Genomic DNA, 18,514 nt, shown 5'->3' with positions numbered 1-18,514 from the left:
CCAACGATCCGGAAAGCCTGCCGAGCGACATCGCACTCACCCTGCTGGAGGATCGCCAGGGACGGCTGTGGGTCGGCACGGCCAGCGGCATCGGCATCCTGGAGGCCGGGACAGGCGGCAAGCCCCGGTTCCGCCGCCTCGGCACCGCGCACGGCCTCCCCCACGATACGGTCACCAAAATCCTGGAGGACCGCAGCGGCACCGTCTGGGCGGTGGGCGGTGACCGGCTCGCCATGATCGATCCGCACACGCTGTCGGTGCGAACCTTCGGCCTGGTCGAAGGGGCGGGCATCCGCACCCACTGGGTGGGCTCCGGGGCGCGGCTGCCGGACGGCACGCTGCTGTTCGGCGGCTTCGGCGGGTTGACCGTCGTCCGGCCCAGGATCCAGCCGGAGTGGGGCTTCCGCCCGCCGGTGGTGGCGACCGAGGTGCGGCTGGGCGGACGCCCGGTGCCGATCCCGGCGGGAACCGATCCGATCGTCATCAGCCCTGGGGGCGGCCACCTGGAGGTGGACTTCGCCGCGCTCGACTACCTGGAGCCGCAGCGCAACCGCTACGCCTACCGGCTCGAAGGCTTCGACCGTGCCTGGATCTCCGAAAGCACGAACAACCGCACGGCCACCTACACCGGGCTGCCGCCCGGCTCCTACGGCCTTTTGATCCGCGGCAGCAACCGGGACGGCGTGTGGAGCGATCCGCCGTTGCGCCTTCCCATCACGGTCCTGCCGACCTGGTACCAGACGGCCGGCTTCCAGGTCGCCGCCGCCCTGGCCGGCGCCGCGCTGCTGTTCGCCGCCGTCCAGGGGCGGACCGCCATCCTGCGCCGGCGCCAGCGGGAATTGGAGCGGCAGGTGGCGTTGCGCACGGCGGAGGTCCAGGCCGAGCGCGCCCGTGCCATCGCGGAAGAGGCCAGCGCCCGCCGCGCCAAGGAGGAGGCCGAGGCCGCCGACCGCGCCAAGTCACGGTTCCTGGCGGTGATCAGCCACGAGATCCGCACGCCGCTCAACGGCATGCTCGGAATGCTCCAGATGCTCGATCCGCAAGGCCTCGACCAGGGGCAACGCCGGCGCATCGAGATCGCCAAGCGCTCCGGCGACACGCTGGTCAGCCTGATCGAGAGCATTCTCGACTATGGACGCTACGAGGCGGGGGGCACCCACCTCAGCCTCTCCGACGTCGATCCCCGGCGTCTCGTCGAGGGCGCCGTGGATCTCTTCCGGCCGCAGGCCGAGGCGAAGGGCATTCGCCTCGATCCGACGGTCGCGCCGGATGTGCCGGCGATGATCCGTTGCGACCAGGTGCAGATCGCCCGCGTTCTGCACAACCTGCTCGGCAATGCCATCAAATTCACACGCCATGGCGGGATCGGCCTCACTCTCGATGTGGCTCCGGAGCCGGGCGGTGGGCGGACGATGCTGCGTCTCGCCGTCACCGACAGCGGGATCGGTATCGCGCCAGAGCTGCACGCGGCGATCTTCGAGGATTTCGTGCAGGCTGACGATTCGATCGCCCGGAGGTTCGGCGGCACCGGCCTGGGCCTCGCCATCAGTCGGCGCATCGCCGCGCTGCTGGGCGGCGACCTGACGGTGGACAGCATCGTCGGCGTCGGCAGTACGTTCCGCCTGATCGTGCCGGTTGAGACCGTCGCGAACCGCCCGCCGGCCAGCCTGCCCCGGATCGAGGACGGCACCGAGGACGGCACCGGGGGCGGCGCCCTGGCTGTCCTGCTCGTCGACGACGATCCGATCAACCGTGAGGTCGGTGCCGGGTTGATCGGTCGTCTGGGACATCGGGTGGTTGTCGCCGAGGATGGTCCATCGGCACTCGATGCCGCCGCCACGCACGCGTTCGGCGTCATCGTGATGGATCTGCACATGCCCGGCATCGACGGGATCGAGACCATCCAGCGTCTGCGGAAGCTTCCGAACGCGACGGCGACCAGCTGGCGGCTGATGGTAATGACCGCCGACGTCACCGAGGACACGCGCCGGCGCTGCGCGGAGGCGGGCATTGAAACCATCCTCAGCAAACCGCTGCACCTCCGGGTTCTGCGCGAGGCACTCGCCAAAGTCTCGCCCGGTCCGACGGGCCCTGCACAAACCGCCGCGGGCGTGAGCGATCCGGCCGGTTGCCTGGACCTGGGGTTTCTGGCGGACCAGTGGGATGCCGTGGGGACGGCCGAACTGATCCGGCTCACGCGATCCTTCGTCCGATTGTCGCGGCGCATGATCGCCGATCTGGACGCCGCCGTAGCGGCCGACAATCAGAAGGGCGCGCAAGCGCTGGCCCATCGGTTGCGCAGCGCCGCCGGCGCACTGGGCATGGTCGCTCTGGAGGGCGCGGCGGCGGCCGTCGAAACGGCAGCCAGAGGCGAAACCGGGGCGGACGCAACGCACGTCGAGGAGTTGCGCCGTCTGCGGCGGGCGTCGTTCGACGCCCTGTTCGCCACTGCCCGCCACGCCCGGAGCCGCCTGCCTGCACCTTCTGACTGAGTCGGTGCACTCTGACTGAGTCGGTGCACTGGCGGCCCTCAGGACGCCGGTTCGACCGGAATGCCCAGCCGATACCCGACCCCCGGCATGGTCACGATCAGGGATGCGCCGCCGCCTTCCGGCTCCAGCTTGCGCCGCAACCGCGCCACCAACGAGTCGACGGTTCGCAGGTCGCCCGCCGAGCCGCGATTGCTCACCACCTCGATCAGGTATTCCCGGCCCAAGGGCTGGCCGTCCGCTTGGGCGAGTGCGGCAAGCAGGTCGAACTCGGCGCGCGTCAGCGGGATCTGCGTGCCGTTGCGCAGTGCCATCTCGCGCCGCGTCAGGTCGATCAGCCAGGGTCCGAGGGCCAGGATGTGGTTGCGCTTGGCCGGCGCGCGCTCGAGCGCGCGCCGGCGCAGCAGCGCTCGCGTCCTCGCCAGCAGTTCCCGCATCTTGACGGGCTTGGTGACATAGTCGTCACCACCCAGTTCCAGCCCCACGACAAGGTCGGTTTCGCTGTCCCGCTGGGTTACGAAGATAATGCCCGCGGAACTCTCCGCACGGATTTCCTGGGCAAGGTCCAATCCGTTGCCATCCGGCAAGTGGATATCGACGAAGACCAGATCGGGTCTCTGTTGCCGCATGATGTCCCGGCATTCCGCACCGCAACTCGCCTCCTCGACGTGAAATCCCTCCTGAGAGAAGTAGTTCGCAATCATGGATCGCGTGATCGGGTCATCCTCCACGACGATCAGATGAGTGCGCGCATAGTCGGGTCGGGTCGGCGCCATAAGCCTACAATCTTTATTTGAGTTCTGGCGTAGCTGAAGGGCTATGGAACCATAGACTTAAAGAACTCGGGTGACCATGGGCAACTTCATAATGGAGCCCACCACCAACCAGGGGTAGCTTCGGCGACGGTGGGCATCCGGACGGGGGGATCGCGCCAGTAAGCTTCCCCTGCGCGAGTGGACACCGGATTATGCGGCCCGAAGCTCGGCCTGCTCTGGGGTGATGTAGCCGAGGGCTGAGTGCAGCCGTTGGCGATTGTAGTAACCTTCGATGTAGGCGAACAGGTCGCGTTTGGCGGCCTCGCGGGTCGGATACCGCTGGTGGTGGACCAACTCCGACTTGGCCGTTCCGAAGACGCTCTCCATGGGGGCGTTGTCCCAGCAGTTGCCCTTGTGGCTCATGGACTGAACGATGCCGTGATCCTTCAAGGCTTTACGGTACTCCGCCGAGGCGTATTGGCTGCCGCGGTCGCAGTGGTGCAGAAGGCCGGGGGCGCTGACGCTGGATCGCCATGGTCAGCGCCGCCAGCGGCAACTCGGTGCGCAGGTGATCGCGCATCGCCCAGCCGACCGCCTTGCGGCTGAACAGGTCCAGGATCACCGCCACATACAGCCAGCCCTCGTCGGTCGGCACCCAGGTGATATCAGTGACCCAGACCTGGTTCGGCGCGGAAGGCGAGAAGTCGCGGTCCAGCCGGTTGGGGGCGACCGGCGGGGCGTGGTTGCTGTCGGTGGTGCAGATGCGGTAGGCACAGGGGCGCTCGGCTCGAATGCCGTGACGGCGCATGAGGCGTTCGACGCGCCCGCGGCTGACAGTCCGGCCCTGCGCCCGCAGGGCGGCATGAATGCGCGGGGCTCCATAGCGTTTGCGGTGCTGGTCGTGAAGGCGCTGGATGTCGGCCAGCAACTGCCGGTTGGCCGTTTCACGCGCGCTCTCTGGCCGTGTCCGCCAAGATAATAGCTGGATGGCGGCACGCTGAGGGCATCGCAGAGCACCCGAACCGGGTATTCGCCGCGGCAATCCTCAATGATCCGGAACCTCATTTCAGAGGCTCCGAGAAAATGCTCACAGTTTTTTTAATATGCCCCGTTCCATGCGCACGCGATCAAGCTCGCGCTTCAGTCAAGCGATTTCCGCCGACGGATCGCCGGCGGACAGGGGGGCCGCCGCCTGCTTGTTGGGGAACTGCGGCGGCCCCCCTGTCCCGGGACCCCGCCGACGTCAGTTGCGCAGCATCGAGGGCTGGATACCCAACTCCTTCGCGACGTGCTCCCGCGGCCGTCCGCTGCTCTCCAGCAGCGCCACAGCCTCCCGTTTGAACTCGTCCGTGAAGAAGCGCCGTTTCGTCGTCATCGTTCACCTCTCCGCTCCCAGCGGGAGCTTAGCAAAGGTGTCCACCGATTCGGAGGAGGGGCAAACCACGATGGCCGCCCCGCTGTGAACAACCGGCCCGCTTACGCCAGCTTAAGGGGGGCGCTCCCGCGGGCCGATTCCCCACAGCTCCTACACCACGCTCTGGGACATGACCTCCGGACCGGAAGCCGCCAGCCCTTCCGCAGATCATCGTCGCCGCCAACATCGCGGCGGTCAAGACGCCGAGCGTCAGGCGCTCCAGCGCCCTACATGTCCGTGCGTCGCCAGTACAGGATCTCAGGATCTTTTGACATTAATTGTGGATCGACGCTCAATTCTCGCCCGCGTATTTGCCAAGTTCAATCCAACTGAACCAGACGCTTGGCTACGCTGATCGGCGTCCGAATTCCATACCGATCCTCAGCCCCATGCACTCAGCTGCCGTGAGTAGCTCAGGAGAGGCAAGAATGAATCTATTTGCTGAGCAATAATAGTATTTCATTACCGCTTAGTGTGCCTGAAGCTTAGATATCTATATAACGCCCTATCATGTTGAACATATAATTATATGTAGCGGCGATTTGCCGCATTATTCAGGCGAGCCTCGTCGTGATAGCCGGCAGAACAACCTGCTGGGAGAGTATGCAATGGTTGGGTCGATCGTTGTGTCTACTGAAGAGGGTGTCAACACGACGGTGTCGAACGACCAGTACAGCCCATCGGTGGCGGTTCTGGCCAACGGCACGCGGGTGGTGACGTGGACGTCGAACGGCCAGGACGGCGCGGGCTTCGGCATTTACGCGCGCCGCTACGACGCCACCGGCGCCGCGCTCGGCGGCGAGTTCCGCGTCAACAGCGTCACCGGGCGCAACGAGGTCAGCCCGTCGGTGGCCGCCCTGGGCAACGGCGGCTTCATGGTCGTCTGGCACGACTACCAGACCAGCCTGGGCGCCGATCCGATCGGTGTCTACGCCCAGCGCTACGACGCCAGCGGCGTCGCCGTGGGCGCCCAGATGACCCTGAGCCCGGTCGGCTGCGCCACGCCGCCCAAGGTGGTGGCGCTGGCCGACGGCAGCGCGCTGGCGCTGTGGCAGGCCAGCAACGGCACCATCGCCGGCCAGCGCTTCGACGCCAACGGACAGGCGCTCACCGGGGTCTACGCCGTCTCTACCTACTCCGGCAACGGCGGTGCCAACACGCCGAACGCCACGCCGCTGGGCGACGGGCGCTATCTGGTGACGTGGTGCGCCTGGACCAACTCCATCGGCATGATGTCCGACGTCTGGGGCCAGGTCTATGCGGCCAACCACACGCCGGTCGGCGGCGCCTTCATGGTCAACAGCCGCGGGCCGGGGACGGTGGCCTACGGTGAGCAGCAGAACGCCGCGGTGGGGCTGGCGGATGGCGGCTTCGTCGTCGTCTGGATGGCCGCCGACAACCGCGACGGCAGCGGCAACGGCATCTTCCTGCGCCGCTACAACGCCGCCGGCCAGCAGATGACCGGCGAGGTGCTGGTCAACAACGCCTACGTCACGGGCGACCAGCAGCAGCCGTGCGTGACGGCGCTGGCCGACGGCGGCTTCATGGTGGCGTGGACCTCGGCCGGGCAGGACGGCAGCGGCTACGGCGTCTACGCCCAGCGCTACGACGCCACGGCCCAGCCACTGGGCGGCACCTTCCTGCTGGAGGCGAACAGCTCCGGCCACCAGTTGCAGCCGGCCCTGACAGCCCGTCCGGACGGCGGGCTTATCGCCGCCTGGGGCGGCCAGGACGGTGCCGGCTACGGCGTCCAGTTGCGGGAGTTCGGCAACGCCGCCGGTGGCGGCAGCAGCCCCTTCATCATCATCGAAGGTACGGCCGGTAACGACGCACTGACCGGCGGCGGCACCCGTGAGCGAATCTACGGCCGCGATGGCATGGATACCTTGAGCGGCGGGGCCGGGGACGACATTTTGTTCGGCGGCAACGGTCAGGACGTGCTGGACGGCGGGACCGGTGCCGATCTGATGCTCGGCGGTGCGGGCGACGACATCTACCTCGTCGACCAAGCGGGCGATACCGCCTGGGAGGATGCCGGCGACGGCGTCGACGAGGTGCGTGCCGCCACAGCCAGTTACACCTTGAGCGCCAACATCGAACGCCTCACCTTCGTCGGGACCGGCGCCTTTGCGGGCACCGGTAACGCCCTGGACAACACGATCCGCGGCGGCGCAGCCGACGACGTGCTCAGTGGCAATGCCGGCAACGATTCCCTGGATGGTGGTGCCGGCGCCGACACGCTGGCCGGTGGAACAGGCAACGACGTCTATGTGGTCGACAGCCCGGCCGACGTGGTCGTTGAAGCCGTCGGCGAGGGAACGGACGAAGTGCAGACGATCCTCCCCGCCTATACTCTGGGCGCCAACCTCGAACGACTGGTATACACCGGCAGCGGTGCTTTCGCGGGCACCGGCAATGCTGGGGCAAACTATATCCAGGGCGGCTTTGGCAACGACTCTCTACACGGTGGCGGCGGCGCCGATACGCTGGTTGGTGGCGCTGGCAACGACATCTACATCGCCGACGCGGGATCGGTCGTCGTCGAGGGCGCTGGCGGCGGCATCGATGAGGTGTGGAGCACGGCGAACGCCTACGCTCTCGACATCGAAGTCGAATTGCTCACCTTCGTCGGCAGTGGCGACTTCGCCGGAACAGGCAACGCCCTGGCCAACATCATCCGGGGTGGTGCCGGCAACGACACGCTGATGGGCGGCGCCGGCGCCGACACGCTGATCGGTGCCGCCGGCAACGACGTCTACAGCATCGGCGAAGCTGGCGACGTGGTGACGGAAGACGCCAGCGGCGGCGTCGACGAGGTGCGGACGACGCTGAACGCCTACTCGCTTGGCGCGAACCTGGAGAACCTGACGTTTGAGGGGGGCGGGGCCTTCTCCGGCACTGGCAACGCTCTCGACAACCTGCTGCGAGGCGGTGCGGGCAACGACACGCTGGTTGGTGGTGCGGGCAACGACACGCTGGTTGGCGGTGTCGGCACCGACCGCCTGAGCGGCGGCACCGGCGACGACCTCTACACCATCGACACAGCGGGGACGATCGTCGTCGAGTTGGATGGAGCCGGGATCGACGAGGTGCGCACGACGCTCGCCTCCTTCCGGCTGTCAAACGCTGTCGAACGCTTGACTTTCGTCGGCACCGGCGCGTTCAACGGTGCCGGCAACGCGTCCGACAACACCATCATTGGGGGCGACGGCAACGACACCATCACCGGTGCCGGCGGTGCTGACCGGTTGGAGGCGGGGGCAGGCGACGACCTGATGTACGTCGACGGTGCGGACACGTTCATCGATGGCGGTGACGGTTTCGACACGGTCTACGTCCAAGGCGCTGCCGGCGCCACAGTCGATCTGGCTACCGCGCGGATCGAGCGGATCTTCGGTGGCGTCGGCGCTGACCGGCTGTCCGCCGCCGGAGCCACGGCCGGGGTCTACGTCAATGGCGGTGATGGCACCGACCAACTGACGGGCAGCGCCTTCGCCGATACGCTGGGCGGCGGCGACGGCGACGATACGATTGGCGCGGGCGACGGCAACGACACCATCACCGGCGGCACCGGAGCCGACCAACTGGTGGCTGGTGCCGGCGACGACCTGATGTACGTCGATGGCGCCGACACGCTGATCGACGGCGGCGACGGCTTCGACACGGTCTACGTCCAAGGGATCGTCGGCGCCACGGTGGATCTGACCGCCTCACGTATCGAAAGGGTCTTCGGGGGCGCTGGGGACGACCGGCTGTCCGCCACGACGGGGGGGCTTGCAGTTTATGTCAACGGCGGTGCCGGCAACGACCAGCTGGCTGGCGGTTCCCAGGGCGACACGCTCGCTGGCGGCGACGGCAACGATACGGTGAATGGTGGCGATGGCAGTGACACCATCACCGGTGGCGCCGGAGCCGACCAACTGGTGGCTGGTGCCGGCGACGACCTGATGTACGTCGACGGTGACGACACGCTGGTTGAGGGTGGCGATGGCTTCGACACCGTCTATGTCCAGGGCACTGTCGGAGCGATCATCGATTTGGCGGCTGCCGGGATTGAGAGGATCTTCGGAGGTGTCGGCAGCGATCGGCTCTCGGCCGCTGGGGCAGGGGCCGCGATCTACGTCGCCGGCGGCGACGGCGACGACCAACTCACCGGCACCGCATACGGCGATACGCTGGCCGGCGGCAACGACAACGACACCATCGAGGGCGGCGACGGTGACGATACCATTACCGGAGGCGTCGGCGCGGATCGGCTTGTGGCCGGGGCGGGCAACGACCTGATGTACGTCGACGGCGCGGATACGTTCATTGATGGCGGCGACGGCTTCGACACGGCCTACATCCAGGGTATCGCGGGGGCGACCGTCGACTTGGGCGCTGCCCGGATCGAGCGGGTGTTCGGCGGTGCCGGGGATGACCGTTTGTCAGCCCAATCCGTCGGTTCCGGCTTGTATGTAAACGGCGGCGACGGCGACGACCAGCTCACCGGCGGTAGCGGTGCTGACACGCTGGTGGGCGGCGACGGCGATGACGTGGTGAGCGCGGGCGACGGCGACGACACCATCACCGGCGGTGCCGGCGCGGACCAACTGGTGGCCGGCGCCGGTGACGACCTGATGTACATCGATGGCGCGGACGCCCACATCGATGCCGGTGCCGGCTTCGACACAGTGTATGTCCAGGGCACCGTCGGGGCGACCATCGACTTGGCGGCTGCCGGAATCGAGCGGATCTTTGGCGGCGTCGGCGGAGACCGACTCTCGGCCGCCGGGGCGGGAAATGCAACCTACATCAACGGTGGAGATGACTCTGACCAGTTGTCCGGCGGTACCGGTGCCGACACGCTGGTTGGAGGCAACGGTGATGACACGCTGGCCGGCGGTGGCGGAGACGACACGCTCACCGGCGGCGCGGGCGCGGACGTCTTTAAAATCTTCGATCCGTCGCACGGGCGCGACCACGTCACCGATTTCTCCGCAGGTACTGACAAGATCGCCGTAGTCGGGCCAAATTTCGGCAGCATCACCACAGGGATGCTCTCTGCGTCCAACTTTGCCCTGAACGCGCCGGGCGATGCGAACGATTGGTTCGTGTTCAACACCAGCACCGGCGTGCTGTCGTTTGACGCTGACGGTTCGGGAACTGGTGCCGCAGTCTCCATCGCGGTTCTGAATGTTCGCACGCTGTCCGCATCGGACATCGTCGTGTTGGCAGGATAGGTATGGTGTTGAGGGGATCGGAGAGCGGAGCGCCCGTTTTGGCGTTCCGCTCCGCTCCGTACTGCGCTCATCAATCGAGCGCCTGTCGCAAGGGAGTGTCAGGAGATTGGGGGTCAAGCAGCCGTAGCGATACCGGAGGCGGCAGAGGCTTCGGCTTTGAAAGTTGACCGAAGCTGGAGCCGAACTGGCCGTTGACAACGGCGCAGCGGACCTGCAGGAGGAGGTCAGCACCTCGGCGTGACCAGCGCATCTGCTGCGCCTTGTTCATGCGGCGGTTGACCAGAAAGTTCGCCGTGCCTTCGGTCAGCGCCGTTCCAACCCGCTGGCCGGCGCGGTGCCGCTCGGCGTAATGGGTGATCCACGCGCTCTGGCCGGAGAGATACCGGTCAAGCTCACGCAAAGCCGTCCACAACCGACGGCAGGCCGGCGTCTTGCGCCCGTCGCTGGCCTTGCCGTTCCAGATCCGCCAATGCAACCGCGGTGTCGGTCAATAAGGCGTCGGCCATCTGCTTGGCGTGCTGCAGGCGCATGGCGATGTGGAACCAGTCGAGATACGGCTGGGTGGTCACGCCGGCAGCGGCCAGAAGGGAGCGTAGCCCGGAGCAGCCGTCGGTGAACGCGCTCACCTCGGCGGCCTCGCTCTGACCGACCACGGCAAGGCTGTGCTGGATCAGCAACGTAATGTCGGTCTCGGCTTTGGCGACCGCGGCAAAGACGTGCCGGGCTCCGGCGGACGTCTCGACGTTGCCGAGGCGGACTTCCAGATGCCGGCCCCCCTTCACAGCTCCGGATGAACGTCGAACCCAGGCTGAGGGTGATCACCGTGGCCGCCGCCCTGGGTTCGGTGACGGGCACGGTGCGCAGCTCTTCGCCGACTTTCAGCGTGCAGGCACGCATGGTTTCGTGGCTGGACCCAGCTTCCACCGGCAGAAGATGCTCGAGCACCCCAGCCGCGATGCGATAGAGCAGGAGCGCACAGAGATATGCCCGGAGCTGGTCGAGTTCGGGCGTCGAGCGGGCATGGGCTGGCCAGTCGACGCCGGCCTCCGTACCGCGGCAGCCGGTACAGCGGAAGCGGGGCAGTCGGACCATCACCGCGCCGAACAGGGTGGCCAGCGGGCGGGTTCGGTAATCTTTCACATGACACGCGGTTTCGCAGGTTCGGCAGAGCGGCCGCCGAGCGGCATGATCGCGGCTTTGCGCGGCGATGACCTTCTGTTGCACGCGGGCGAGGAGCTGCTTGCCCTCAGCGTGCGTCAGGCCCAGAGCGGCGAGATCGCGTAGATCATCGGGGCGGTGGATCTCCAGAACGTCAGCGCTGCGGGGCGGACTGTCACCCTTGATCTCCACCAAGCGCAAAATCCACCTCCCTTGATCCTCAGCCGGTGAAACATTCGGCCGGTCATACCCTCCTCAGCGCAATACCCCCAAACTCCTGGCACTCCCCCTCCGGCGCCAGCAGGCCCGCGATGTAGAGCGGCGCCCAGTGCCGTTGCGCCGGTCCAGGAACGGGGCCAGCCAGCGCTCCTGGTCGGCCGTTCATGCCTCACTCATCTTGTCCATCGCCGCCTCCCAGGAAACACCCTGGAACGCTCAACAGACCAGCCGATCATCCCTTCCGATCAGGTTGGCAAGGTAGTGATAGCGATGGACCGATCGCCAACGTTTGAGGCCGACATCCGCCGGCGCACCACATTTTGCACCAAGGCCGGCCCGCTCACTCCGCGCGCAGCGCCTCGATGGGGTCGAGCTTGGCGGCGCGGCTGGCGGGGTAGTAGCCGAAGAACACGCCGATCAGCACCGAGACCGCCACGCCCAGAACCAGCCCCTGGCTGGAGATGAAAAACGGGATCCCGTTCATCTCGCCGAAGCCGTAGGCGGTCGCCATGCCGGCCACCAGCCCGATGGCGCCGCCGGCCAGCGACAGCATCACCGCCTCGGTCAGGAACTGCCAAGTGATCTCGCGCGGGCGGGCGCCGATGGCGAGGCGCAGGCCGATCTCGCGCCGCCGCTCGGTCACCGAGACCAGCATGATATTCATCACGCCCACCCCGCCGACGATCAGCGAGATGCTGCCGATGGCGCCGAGCAGCAGCGTGAACAGGCGCATCTGCTGCTGCATGGTGGCGATCAACTCCTCGGCCAGCTGCACCCGCGCGTTGGCGCCCGGCGCCTTCTCGGCGATGCGGCGGTGCACGGCCTCCGCCGCCTGCCGGGTGTCGTGGCCGGGGGACGCGCGGCCGACCAGCATGCTCACCTTGGCCTGCTCCGCGATGCGGCGCATGGCCGGGGCCGGCACGAATAGCGTGCGGTTGGCGTCCACCGGAAGCAGCGGGTTGAAGGCCGCCGGGCCCAGTTCGCCCACCACGGCGAACAGGCTGTCGCCGATCTGCAGCGTGTCGCCGGGCCGGGCCGGGGTGATCGCCTGCGCGCCGAAGCCGCCCTCGAACGCCTTGGCACCGACGACGACGAACGGCTCCGACCCGTCGATGGTGGAGACGAAGCGGCCCTTGTCCACCTGCAGCTTGGCGACGTTCAGGAACGCCTCGGTGGTGCCCACGGTCTGCGCGAAGCCGCGCTGGCCGTCGCGGATGTAGCCGGGGCCGCCGGTGATGACTGGCACCAGCACGCGCACGCCCGGCGTGTCGGCGAACCGCTCCGCCACGTCCAGGTCGAGGCCCTTGAAGGTCTGGGTGGGCGAGATGTTGATGGTGAACAGGTCGGTGCCCATGGCCTCGAACTGTTGCAGCGCCTGGGCGGTGACCATCTGGCCGACATTGGTCATGGCGATGACCGACGCCGTGCCGATGACGATGCCGATGAGCGCCAGCAGCGAACGCTGCTTGGCGCCGATCAGGTTGGCCGCGGCCTCGCGGGCGATCTGCAGCAGCATGCCGGCCTCACGCCGCCGCCGGGTGGGCGACCGGCTTGGCGGCCGGGTGGGGGCGCGCCGGCCGGGCCTTGTCGAAGGCGCCGTCGTCGCCCACCAGCAGGCCGTCGCGCAGCAGCAGCCGGCGCCGGCACTGCGCGGCCACGCCGGGGTCGTGCGTGATGATCACCGTCGTCACGCCCAGGCTGGCGTTCATCTCCCGGAAAAGGTCCAGCACCTCCTGCCCGACGCGGGTGTCGAGGGCGCCGGTCGGCTCGTCGGCCAGCAGCAGGCTCGGCTCGCCGACCAGCGCGCGGGCGATGGCGACGCGCTGGCGCTGGCCGCCGGACAGCTCGTTCGGGCGGTGGTGCGCGCGGTCGGCCATGCCGACGCGGTCCAGCCACGCCATGGCCTGCTCGCGCCGCGCGCGCGTGCCGATGCGGCGGTAGAACAGCGGCAGCGCCACGTTGTCCAAGGCGCTCAGCCGCGGCAGCAGGTGGAAGGACTGGAAGACGAAGCCGATCTTGCGGTTGCGCAGGTCGGCCTGACGGTCGGGCGACAGGGACGCCGCGTCCTGCCCGTCGATGCGGTAGGCGCCGGCCGTGGGCCGGTCGAGCAGGCCGACGATGTTCATCAGCGTCGACTTGCCGGACCCCGAGGTGCCCATGATGGACACCAGCTCGCCGGCACCGATGGTGAAGGTGACGCCCTTCAGCACCTCGACGTCGACGGGGCCGACCCGGTAGGTCTTGCGGACATCCTGAAGCTCGATCATCGCGGCCGGTGTGTCTGTGCGTGCTGCCGTAGGGTGCGGGTGACGCTAGCACCGCAACCGGCGAAAGGAAACGCGCGCGATGCGGCGGTCTACTTTCCCCAGTCCAGCCGGTCCGGGTCGATGTTGAAATCCAGGAAGTCCGAACCGCCGTCGACGAACACGTGGCAGCCCGGCTGGTTGCACGCGTAGATGCCGGAGACCTCGACCGCGCCGCTGGCCGGGGCGGAGGAGATGTTGGCGGCGGCGCGGGCGGTCCCGTTGCGCACGTCGACCATCAGCATCCAGCCGCGGTCGATGCGGACGATCTTCCGGAGGAATCCCTGCGTCGTCTTGGACGGGGCGGCGTCGACGGTTCCGGTCTCGGTCCTGTCGGCCTTGCAACCGCTCCAGTCGCAGAACATGAAGGTGTAGGCGTAGACGTTCGGGCTTCCGTTGGTGAAGGTGACGCGGATGTCGGCCGCCGCAGCCGGGGCGGGCAGGGTGACGACCGGCAGGGCCGCGAAGGCCAGGGCGGCGAGGATCGTGCGCGTGCGGTTCGTCATGGTGGTCTCCCTTCGGTGCCAAGTGCCGCGGGCGGTGCGTGCCATCCTTTGTGGCGCCGGTGCAGCTTAAGTTCCACGCCGGGCGCGGGAAAGGGCCGGGTGCTTGCGGGGTGCCGGTGGACGTGCTTTCGTATCGGCGATCGATCGTTCCGTGCAGGGTTTCGCAGCATGCCGGTGCTTGCCGTCCGCCGTTTCGCCGCCGTGCTGGCGGTGGGTCTCGCCGCCTGCGGCACGCCCGAGGTGCTGGAGCGCCCGGTCGCCGGCCCCACCATGCCGCCGCCCAAGGGCGAGACGATGCCGCTGCCGCGCTACGCCGTGCGTACCGGCGAGGAGGCGGTGACACGCACGCTCGACGCCATCGACGACACCGGCTCCGGCTCCGGCTCCGGCCTCGCCACCCTGCCGCCGGCCGGCGCTGTTCCGGCAATGCCGGGACAGGCCACCCCCGGCGCGCCTGCACCGGAAGGCGACGACTGGTCGGAGCTGCTGGCGGCGCCAGGGCTTCCGGTGCCCGGCACCTACCGCCGCTCGGGCGGTCAGATCGTCGGCCCGCAGGGGCCGCTGGTCCGGCAGGCCGACGGGCTGTATCGTCGCGCCGACGGCACTTGGACGCGCCGCTCCGGCGACACCTGGGTGCATTCCGACGGCACCTCGACGCAGCGCAACGGCGACACCTTCTTCCACTCCGACGGCAGTTGGACCCGGCGCAGCGGCGACACGATCGTCGATTCGAAGGGCGGAAGTTGCACCCTGGCGGCCGGCACGGCGGTCTGCGCCGGTCGCTGACCGATCTACCCGGTTCCGTTACCGCGTTCGCGATGGGGCGGAGATCGGGGAATGCCCGGCTCCCTTCGGCGGCTGGGGTGACCGCCTGTATCAGTCGTGGTGCTGGACGACGATCCGGCCGCCGAGCCGGTGGATCTGCATCTGGTAGCCGAACATCGCCTCCAGCCGGTCGACGGTCAGCACCTCCGCGGGCGGGCCGTCGGCGACGATGCGGCCGTCCTTCATGCCGACGATCCGGTCGGCGTAGGCGGCGGCGTGGTTGATGTCGTGCAGGACGATGACCACGGTCCGCCCCAGCCGGTCGACGGCGTCGCGCAGGTGCCGCATTATCTGCCGCGCGTACATCATGTCGAGGTTGTTCAGCGGCTCGTCCAGCAGCAGGTAGCCGGTGCCCTGGCAGAAGGCCATCGCGACGAAGGCGCGCTGCCGCTGCCCGCCCGACAGGGTGTCGAGGTCGCGGTCGGCCAGCGCGGTCAGGTCGAACTGCTCCAGCGCTTCGGCGACGCATCGGCGGTCCTCGTCCGTCAGGCGGCCTCGGCTGTGCGGGAAGCGGCCGAAGCCGACCAGCTCGCGCACGCTCAGCCGGCTGGCGAGGCCGGTGTCCTGGCGCATGATGGTCAGAACCTTGGCCAGCTGCCGGCTTGGCGTGCGGTCGACCGCCAGCCCGTCCACGGCGATGCGCCCGGCCTGAAGCGGCTGCAGGCGGGCGACCAGCGACAGCAGGCTGGACTTGCCCGCGCCGTTCGGCCCGATCAGCGCCGTCAGCCCGCCCTTGGGCAGCGTCACCGACACGTCCCGCAGGATCGCGGCACCTTGAAGGGTGAGGGAAACGCCCTCGATCTCGATCATCGTCCGCGTCCGGTTGCCAACAGGATCAGGAAGACCAGCCCGCCCAGGAATTCGACGATCACGCCCAGCGTCGCGGCCCCGCCGAACCCGTGCTGCAGGACCGTCTGACCGCCCACCAGCACCGCCACGGCGATGCAGGCGGCGGCCGGCAGCAGCACGGCGTGGCGCTGGGTGCCGGTCAGCCGCTCGGCCAGGGCCACGACCAGCAGGCCCAGGAAGGCGACCGGTCCGACCAGCGCCGTGGACACCGCCACCAGCAGGACGACCAGCATCAGCAGGCCCGACACGGTGCGCCGCCAGTCCACGCCCAGGCTGATCGCCGCCGCGGGGCCGAGCGCCACCACGTCCAGCACGTGCCGCTGCCGCCACGCCAGCGCCGTCCCCGCCGCCGTCAGCGCCAGCCCGATCGCCAGCAGGTCGCGCGGCACCGCCGTGAAGGTGGCGTAGCTCACCCCCTGCAGCACGGCGAAGTCGTTGGGATCGATCAGCCGGGCCAGCAGGGACGAGAGGCTGCGGAACAGGATACCCAGCAGCGCCCCGGTGAGCAGCATCAGGTACAAGGACAGTTGCGCGCGCAGCAGCGGCAGGAAGACGGCCGCCGCCAGCGCCATCATGGCGGCCAGCGTGCAGGCGAACTTGAGGCGCGGGTCGATGTCGGCGAAGCCGATGCCGCCCAGCAGGAACACCAGCAGCGTCTGGCCGAGCAGGTAGAGCGCGTCCAGCCCCATGATGGACGGCGTCAGGATGCGGTTGCCGGTGACGGTCTGCAGAAGGACCGTGGCGACCGCGATGGCCACGGCCACCTGCACCAGCGCCGCCAGCCGCAGCGCCCGCAGCTCCAGCACGAAGGCGAGGTTGCCGCGCAGCCCCAGCGTGAGGAACGCCAGAACGGCCAGGGCGGCCAGGGCGGCCGCGATCCAAAGCCGGCGCTCAGCCACGGCCGCGCCCCCCGGCCAGCAGCCACAGGAAGCCGGCGGCGCCGACCACGCCCAGGATGGTGCCGATGGGGATCTCGTAGGGGTGGCGCAGCACGCGGCCCAGCACGTCGCAGCCCAGCGTCAGCGCCGCACCCCCCAGCGCCACCCAGGGCAGGGCGCCGCGCAGGTTGTCGCCGCGCAGGCGCGAGACGAGGTTGGGGACGATCAGCCCGACGAAGGGGATCATCCCCACCACCACGACGGTCAGCGCCGACAGCAGGGCGACGATCACCAGCCCCAGCCGCACCATCCGCTCGTAATCGAGGCCGAGGCCGACGCTGACGTCCTTGCCCAGCGACGCGATGGTCAGCGCGTCGGCCAGCCACCACGCCAGCGCCACGGCGGCGGCGACGCCCCACAGGATCTCGTACCGGCCGCGCAGGATGCCGGAGAAGTCGCCGTTCATCCACACGTCCAGGTACTGCAGCAGGTCCAGCTGCCATGCGGCGAAGGTGACGCCGGCGGCGATCACGCCGCCGTAGATCAGGCCGAACAGCGGCATCAGGAACGGCTGGGTCGGCGGCAGCCGGCGCACCAGCAGCAGGAACACGGCGGTGCCGGCGAGCGCGGCGAGGCCGGCCACCGCCATCTTCCCCGCGATGGAAGCCGACGGCCACAGCACGGTGACCGCCAGCACGCCCAGCGCCGCACTCTGCTCCGTCCCGGCGATGCCGGGGTCGACGAAGCGGTTGCGGGCCAGCGTCTGCATGACCAGCCCGGCGATGGCGAGGCCGGCGCCCACCAGGACCGCGGCCAGCGTGCGCGGCAGGCGGCTGACCAGCAGCATCTCCAGCGGCGCCTGCGCGGCCGGCGCCGACAGGTCGGCGACGCCGACCGACAGGCTGGCCGCGCACAGCGCCGCGAAGAGCGCGATCGTTCCGAACGCAGCCGTCATCGCGCCGCCAGGAACCCGTCGCGGATCCGCGCCAGCACGCGCAACGTGGCGGAGAAGCCGCCCGCGGCGATGTAGAAGTCGGCCGGCGGCAGCAGCAGGATCTGCCCCTTGCGCCCGGCCGTGGTCTGCGCCACCAGTTCGTTGTCCAGCGTGGCGCGGGCGTTGCCGCCCGCCTCGCCGATGGCCGTGGTGCGGTCCAGGACGATGAGCCAGTCCGGATCGGCCTTGCGGATGAACTCGAAGGAAATCACCTCGCCATGGATGGCGGCCTGCAGGTTGGGCACGGCGGCCGGCAGGCCGAGATCGGTGTGCAGCCAGCCGAAGCGCGAACCGGGGCCGTACGCCGACAGCCGCGGCCCGTTGGTCATGACGATGAGGGCGTTGCCCTTGCCCTGCGCCGCGGCGCGGGTCGCGGCGACGGCGGCGTCCAGCTCCGCCGTTGCCGCCTGCGCCTCGGCCTCCCTACCGAACAGGCGGCCGTAGGCCGCGAGCTGCGAGCGCAGGTTCGGGAGCAGGTTGGCGCCGTCCAGACTCATGTCGATGGCCGGCCCCACCTGCCGCACCGAGGCGAGCTTGGTGGAGGAACGCCCGCCGACGATGGTGAGGTCGGGGGCAAGCGCACTCAGCGCCTCCAGGTCCGGCTCGTGGATCGTGCCGACGGGGGCGGCGGCCTTGGCGAGCGGTTCCAGTTCGGGTACGTAGAGGCGCGCCGGCAGCCCGGCGGGCCTGACGCCCAGGCGCGCCAGCGTGTCGACGGCGGGCACGTCGTAGACGGCGACCCGACGCGGCGCCGCTGGGATGGCGACGGAGCCGAGCGCCGTGGGGATCTCCACCGCCGAAGCTGATAGTGCCGATGTGGGCACCGCCGCCGACAGCACCGCTGCAGCCAACCCGAGGGCCGCTGCGAACCGGCCGAACCGAGCCATGGTGTGCTCCCCCGC

14 protein-coding genes and 1 pseudogene are annotated in these 18,514 nt (G+C 69.0%); 4 read left to right on the top strand and 11 right to left on the bottom strand.

Annotated features, from left to right (window positions below; all coding sequences use genetic code 11):
• Positions 1–2,492, top strand: a 2,492-nt coding sequence (locus VED21_RS20925; protein WP_324885635.1) for an ATP-binding protein, incomplete at its 5' end; no start/stop codon positions are given.
• Positions 2,493–2,530: 38 nt separating this feature from the next.
• Here the strand turns inward: VED21_RS20925 and VED21_RS20920 are convergent.
• Both VED21_RS20920 and VED21_RS20915 read right to left on the bottom strand, forming a co-directional pair.
• The gene (locus VED21_RS20920) at positions 2,531–3,265 is read right to left on the bottom strand and encodes a response regulator transcription factor (protein ID WP_324885633.1); all 735 of its coding nucleotides are present in this window, start codon (positions 3,263–3,265) and stop codon (positions 2,531–2,533) included.
• Between the two features lie 189 nt (positions 3,266–3,454).
• Positions 3,455–4,619, bottom strand: a pseudogene (locus VED21_RS20915) (IS3 family transposase).
• A 647-nt stretch (positions 4,620–5,266) separates the two neighbouring features.
• On the opposite strand from VED21_RS20915, the gene VED21_RS20910 reads away from it, so the two are divergent.
• Entirely contained in the window at positions 5,267–9,880 is a 4,614-nt protein-coding gene (locus tag VED21_RS20910; protein ID WP_324885631.1) for a calcium-binding protein, read from the top strand.
• A 70-nt stretch (positions 9,881–9,950) separates the two neighbouring features.
• Here VED21_RS20910 and VED21_RS20905 read toward each other — a convergent pair whose 3' ends face one another.
• The gene (locus VED21_RS20905) at positions 9,951–10,280 is read right to left on the bottom strand and encodes a hypothetical protein (RefSeq protein ID WP_324885629.1); all 330 of its coding nucleotides are present in this window, start codon (positions 10,278–10,280) and stop codon (positions 9,951–9,953) included.
• On the bottom strand, positions 10,273–10,662 hold the full coding sequence (locus tag VED21_RS20900; protein WP_324885627.1) for a hypothetical protein: 390 nt from the start codon (positions 10,660–10,662) through the stop codon (positions 10,273–10,275). Before VED21_RS20900 ends, VED21_RS20905 begins: the two co-directional genes overlap by 8 nt.
• A gap of 151 nt (positions 10,663–10,813) precedes the next feature.
• Between VED21_RS20900 and VED21_RS20895 the strand changes: the two genes are divergently transcribed.
• Positions 10,814–11,164 carry a hypothetical protein gene (locus VED21_RS20895; RefSeq protein WP_324885625.1) on the top strand — a complete coding sequence of 117 codons (351 nt, stop codon included), beginning with the start codon at positions 10,814–10,816 and terminating at the stop codon, positions 11,162–11,164.
• A 433-nt stretch (positions 11,165–11,597) separates the two neighbouring features.
• Here VED21_RS20895 and VED21_RS20890 read toward each other — a convergent pair whose 3' ends face one another.
• The 3 genes from VED21_RS20890 to VED21_RS20880 all read right to left on the bottom strand — a co-directional run bounded on the left by VED21_RS20890 (position 11,598) and on the right by VED21_RS20880 (position 14,066).
• The gene (locus tag VED21_RS20890; RefSeq protein ID WP_324885623.1) at positions 11,598–12,773 is read right to left on the bottom strand and encodes an ABC transporter permease; all 1,176 of its coding nucleotides are present in this window, start codon (positions 12,771–12,773) and stop codon (positions 11,598–11,600) included.
• A gap of 7 nt (positions 12,774–12,780) precedes the next feature.
• The gene (locus VED21_RS20885) at positions 12,781–13,524 is read right to left on the bottom strand and encodes an ABC transporter ATP-binding protein (protein ID WP_324885621.1); all 744 of its coding nucleotides are present in this window, start codon (positions 13,522–13,524) and stop codon (positions 12,781–12,783) included.
• An 89-nt stretch (positions 13,525–13,613) separates the two neighbouring features.
• Positions 13,614–14,066 carry a hypothetical protein gene (locus tag VED21_RS20880; RefSeq protein WP_324885619.1) on the bottom strand — a complete coding sequence of 151 codons (453 nt, stop codon included), beginning with the start codon at positions 14,064–14,066 and terminating at the stop codon, positions 13,614–13,616.
• Positions 14,067–14,234: 168 nt separating this feature from the next.
• Here VED21_RS20880 and VED21_RS20875 point away from each other — a divergent pair, with 168 nt between their 5' ends.
• Positions 14,235–14,852: a hypothetical protein gene (locus tag VED21_RS20875; protein ID WP_324885617.1), complete on the top strand. Its 618-nt coding sequence runs from the start codon at positions 14,235–14,237 to the stop codon at positions 14,850–14,852.
• Between the two features lie 90 nt (positions 14,853–14,942).
• Here VED21_RS20875 and VED21_RS20870 read toward each other — a convergent pair whose 3' ends face one another.
• From VED21_RS20870 to VED21_RS20855, 4 genes are read right to left on the bottom strand one after another with little or no spacing between them, the layout of a single operon-like run.
• A complete protein-coding gene (locus VED21_RS20870) occupies positions 14,943–15,701 on the bottom strand; it encodes an ABC transporter ATP-binding protein (protein ID WP_324885614.1) in 759 nt (252 codons plus the stop codon).
• Positions 15,698–16,639: an iron chelate uptake ABC transporter family permease subunit gene (locus VED21_RS20865; RefSeq protein WP_324885612.1), complete on the bottom strand. Its 942-nt coding sequence runs from the start codon at positions 16,637–16,639 to the stop codon at positions 15,698–15,700. Before VED21_RS20865 ends, VED21_RS20870 begins: the two co-directional genes overlap by 4 nt.
• Positions 16,632–17,573, bottom strand: a complete 942-nt coding sequence (locus VED21_RS20860) for an ABC transporter permease (protein WP_324885610.1) — start codon at positions 17,571–17,573, stop codon at positions 16,632–16,634. Before VED21_RS20860 ends, VED21_RS20865 begins: the two co-directional genes overlap by 8 nt.
• Positions 17,570–18,499 carry a siderophore ABC transporter substrate-binding protein gene (locus VED21_RS20855; protein ID WP_324885608.1) on the bottom strand — a complete coding sequence of 310 codons (930 nt, stop codon included), beginning with the start codon at positions 18,497–18,499 and terminating at the stop codon, positions 17,570–17,572. The genes VED21_RS20860 and VED21_RS20855 overlap by 4 nt, the downstream gene beginning before the upstream one ends.
• Positions 18,500–18,514 lie beyond the last annotated feature (15 nt).

This window comes from Azospirillum sp. (genome assembly GCF_035627195.1).
Lineage (GTDB): Bacteria > Pseudomonadota > Alphaproteobacteria > Azospirillales > Azospirillaceae > Azospirillum.
Note: the sequence above shows the minus strand (reverse complement) of the source record. Positions and strands in the feature narration are given on the sequence as shown.

What these genes read in the sequence shown, in the direction of transcription:
- VED21_RS20895 (WP_324885625.1), top strand. Translation starts at nt 10,814, where the DNA reads ATGCTCGAGCACCCCAGCCGCGATGCGATAGAGCAGGAGCGCACAGAG.
- VED21_RS20870 (WP_324885614.1), bottom strand. Translation starts at nt 15,701, where the DNA reads ATGATCGAGATCGAGGGCGTTTCCCTCACCCTTCAAGGTGCCGCGATC.
- VED21_RS20855 (WP_324885608.1), bottom strand. Translation starts at nt 18,499, where the DNA reads ATGGCTCGGTTCGGCCGGTTCGCAGCGGCCCTCGGGTTGGCTGCAGCG.
- VED21_RS20875 (WP_324885617.1), top strand. Translation starts at nt 14,235, where the DNA reads ATGCCGGTGCTTGCCGTCCGCCGTTTCGCCGCCGTGCTGGCGGTGGGT.
- VED21_RS20860 (WP_324885610.1), bottom strand. Translation starts at nt 17,573, where the DNA reads ATGACGGCTGCGTTCGGAACGATCGCGCTCTTCGCGGCGCTGTGCGCG.
- VED21_RS20880 (WP_324885619.1), bottom strand. Translation starts at nt 14,066, where the DNA reads ATGACGAACCGCACGCGCACGATCCTCGCCGCCCTGGCCTTCGCGGCC.
- VED21_RS20890 (WP_324885623.1), bottom strand. Translation starts at nt 12,773, where the DNA reads ATGCTGCTGCAGATCGCCCGCGAGGCCGCGGCCAACCTGATCGGCGCC.
- VED21_RS20885 (WP_324885621.1), bottom strand. Translation starts at nt 13,524, where the DNA reads ATGATCGAGCTTCAGGATGTCCGCAAGACCTACCGGGTCGGCCCCGTC.
- VED21_RS20920 (WP_324885633.1), bottom strand. Translation starts at nt 3,265, where the DNA reads ATGGCGCCGACCCGACCCGACTATGCGCGCACTCATCTGATCGTCGTG.
- VED21_RS20910 (WP_324885631.1), top strand. Translation starts at nt 5,267, where the DNA reads ATGGTTGGGTCGATCGTTGTGTCTACTGAAGAGGGTGTCAACACGACG.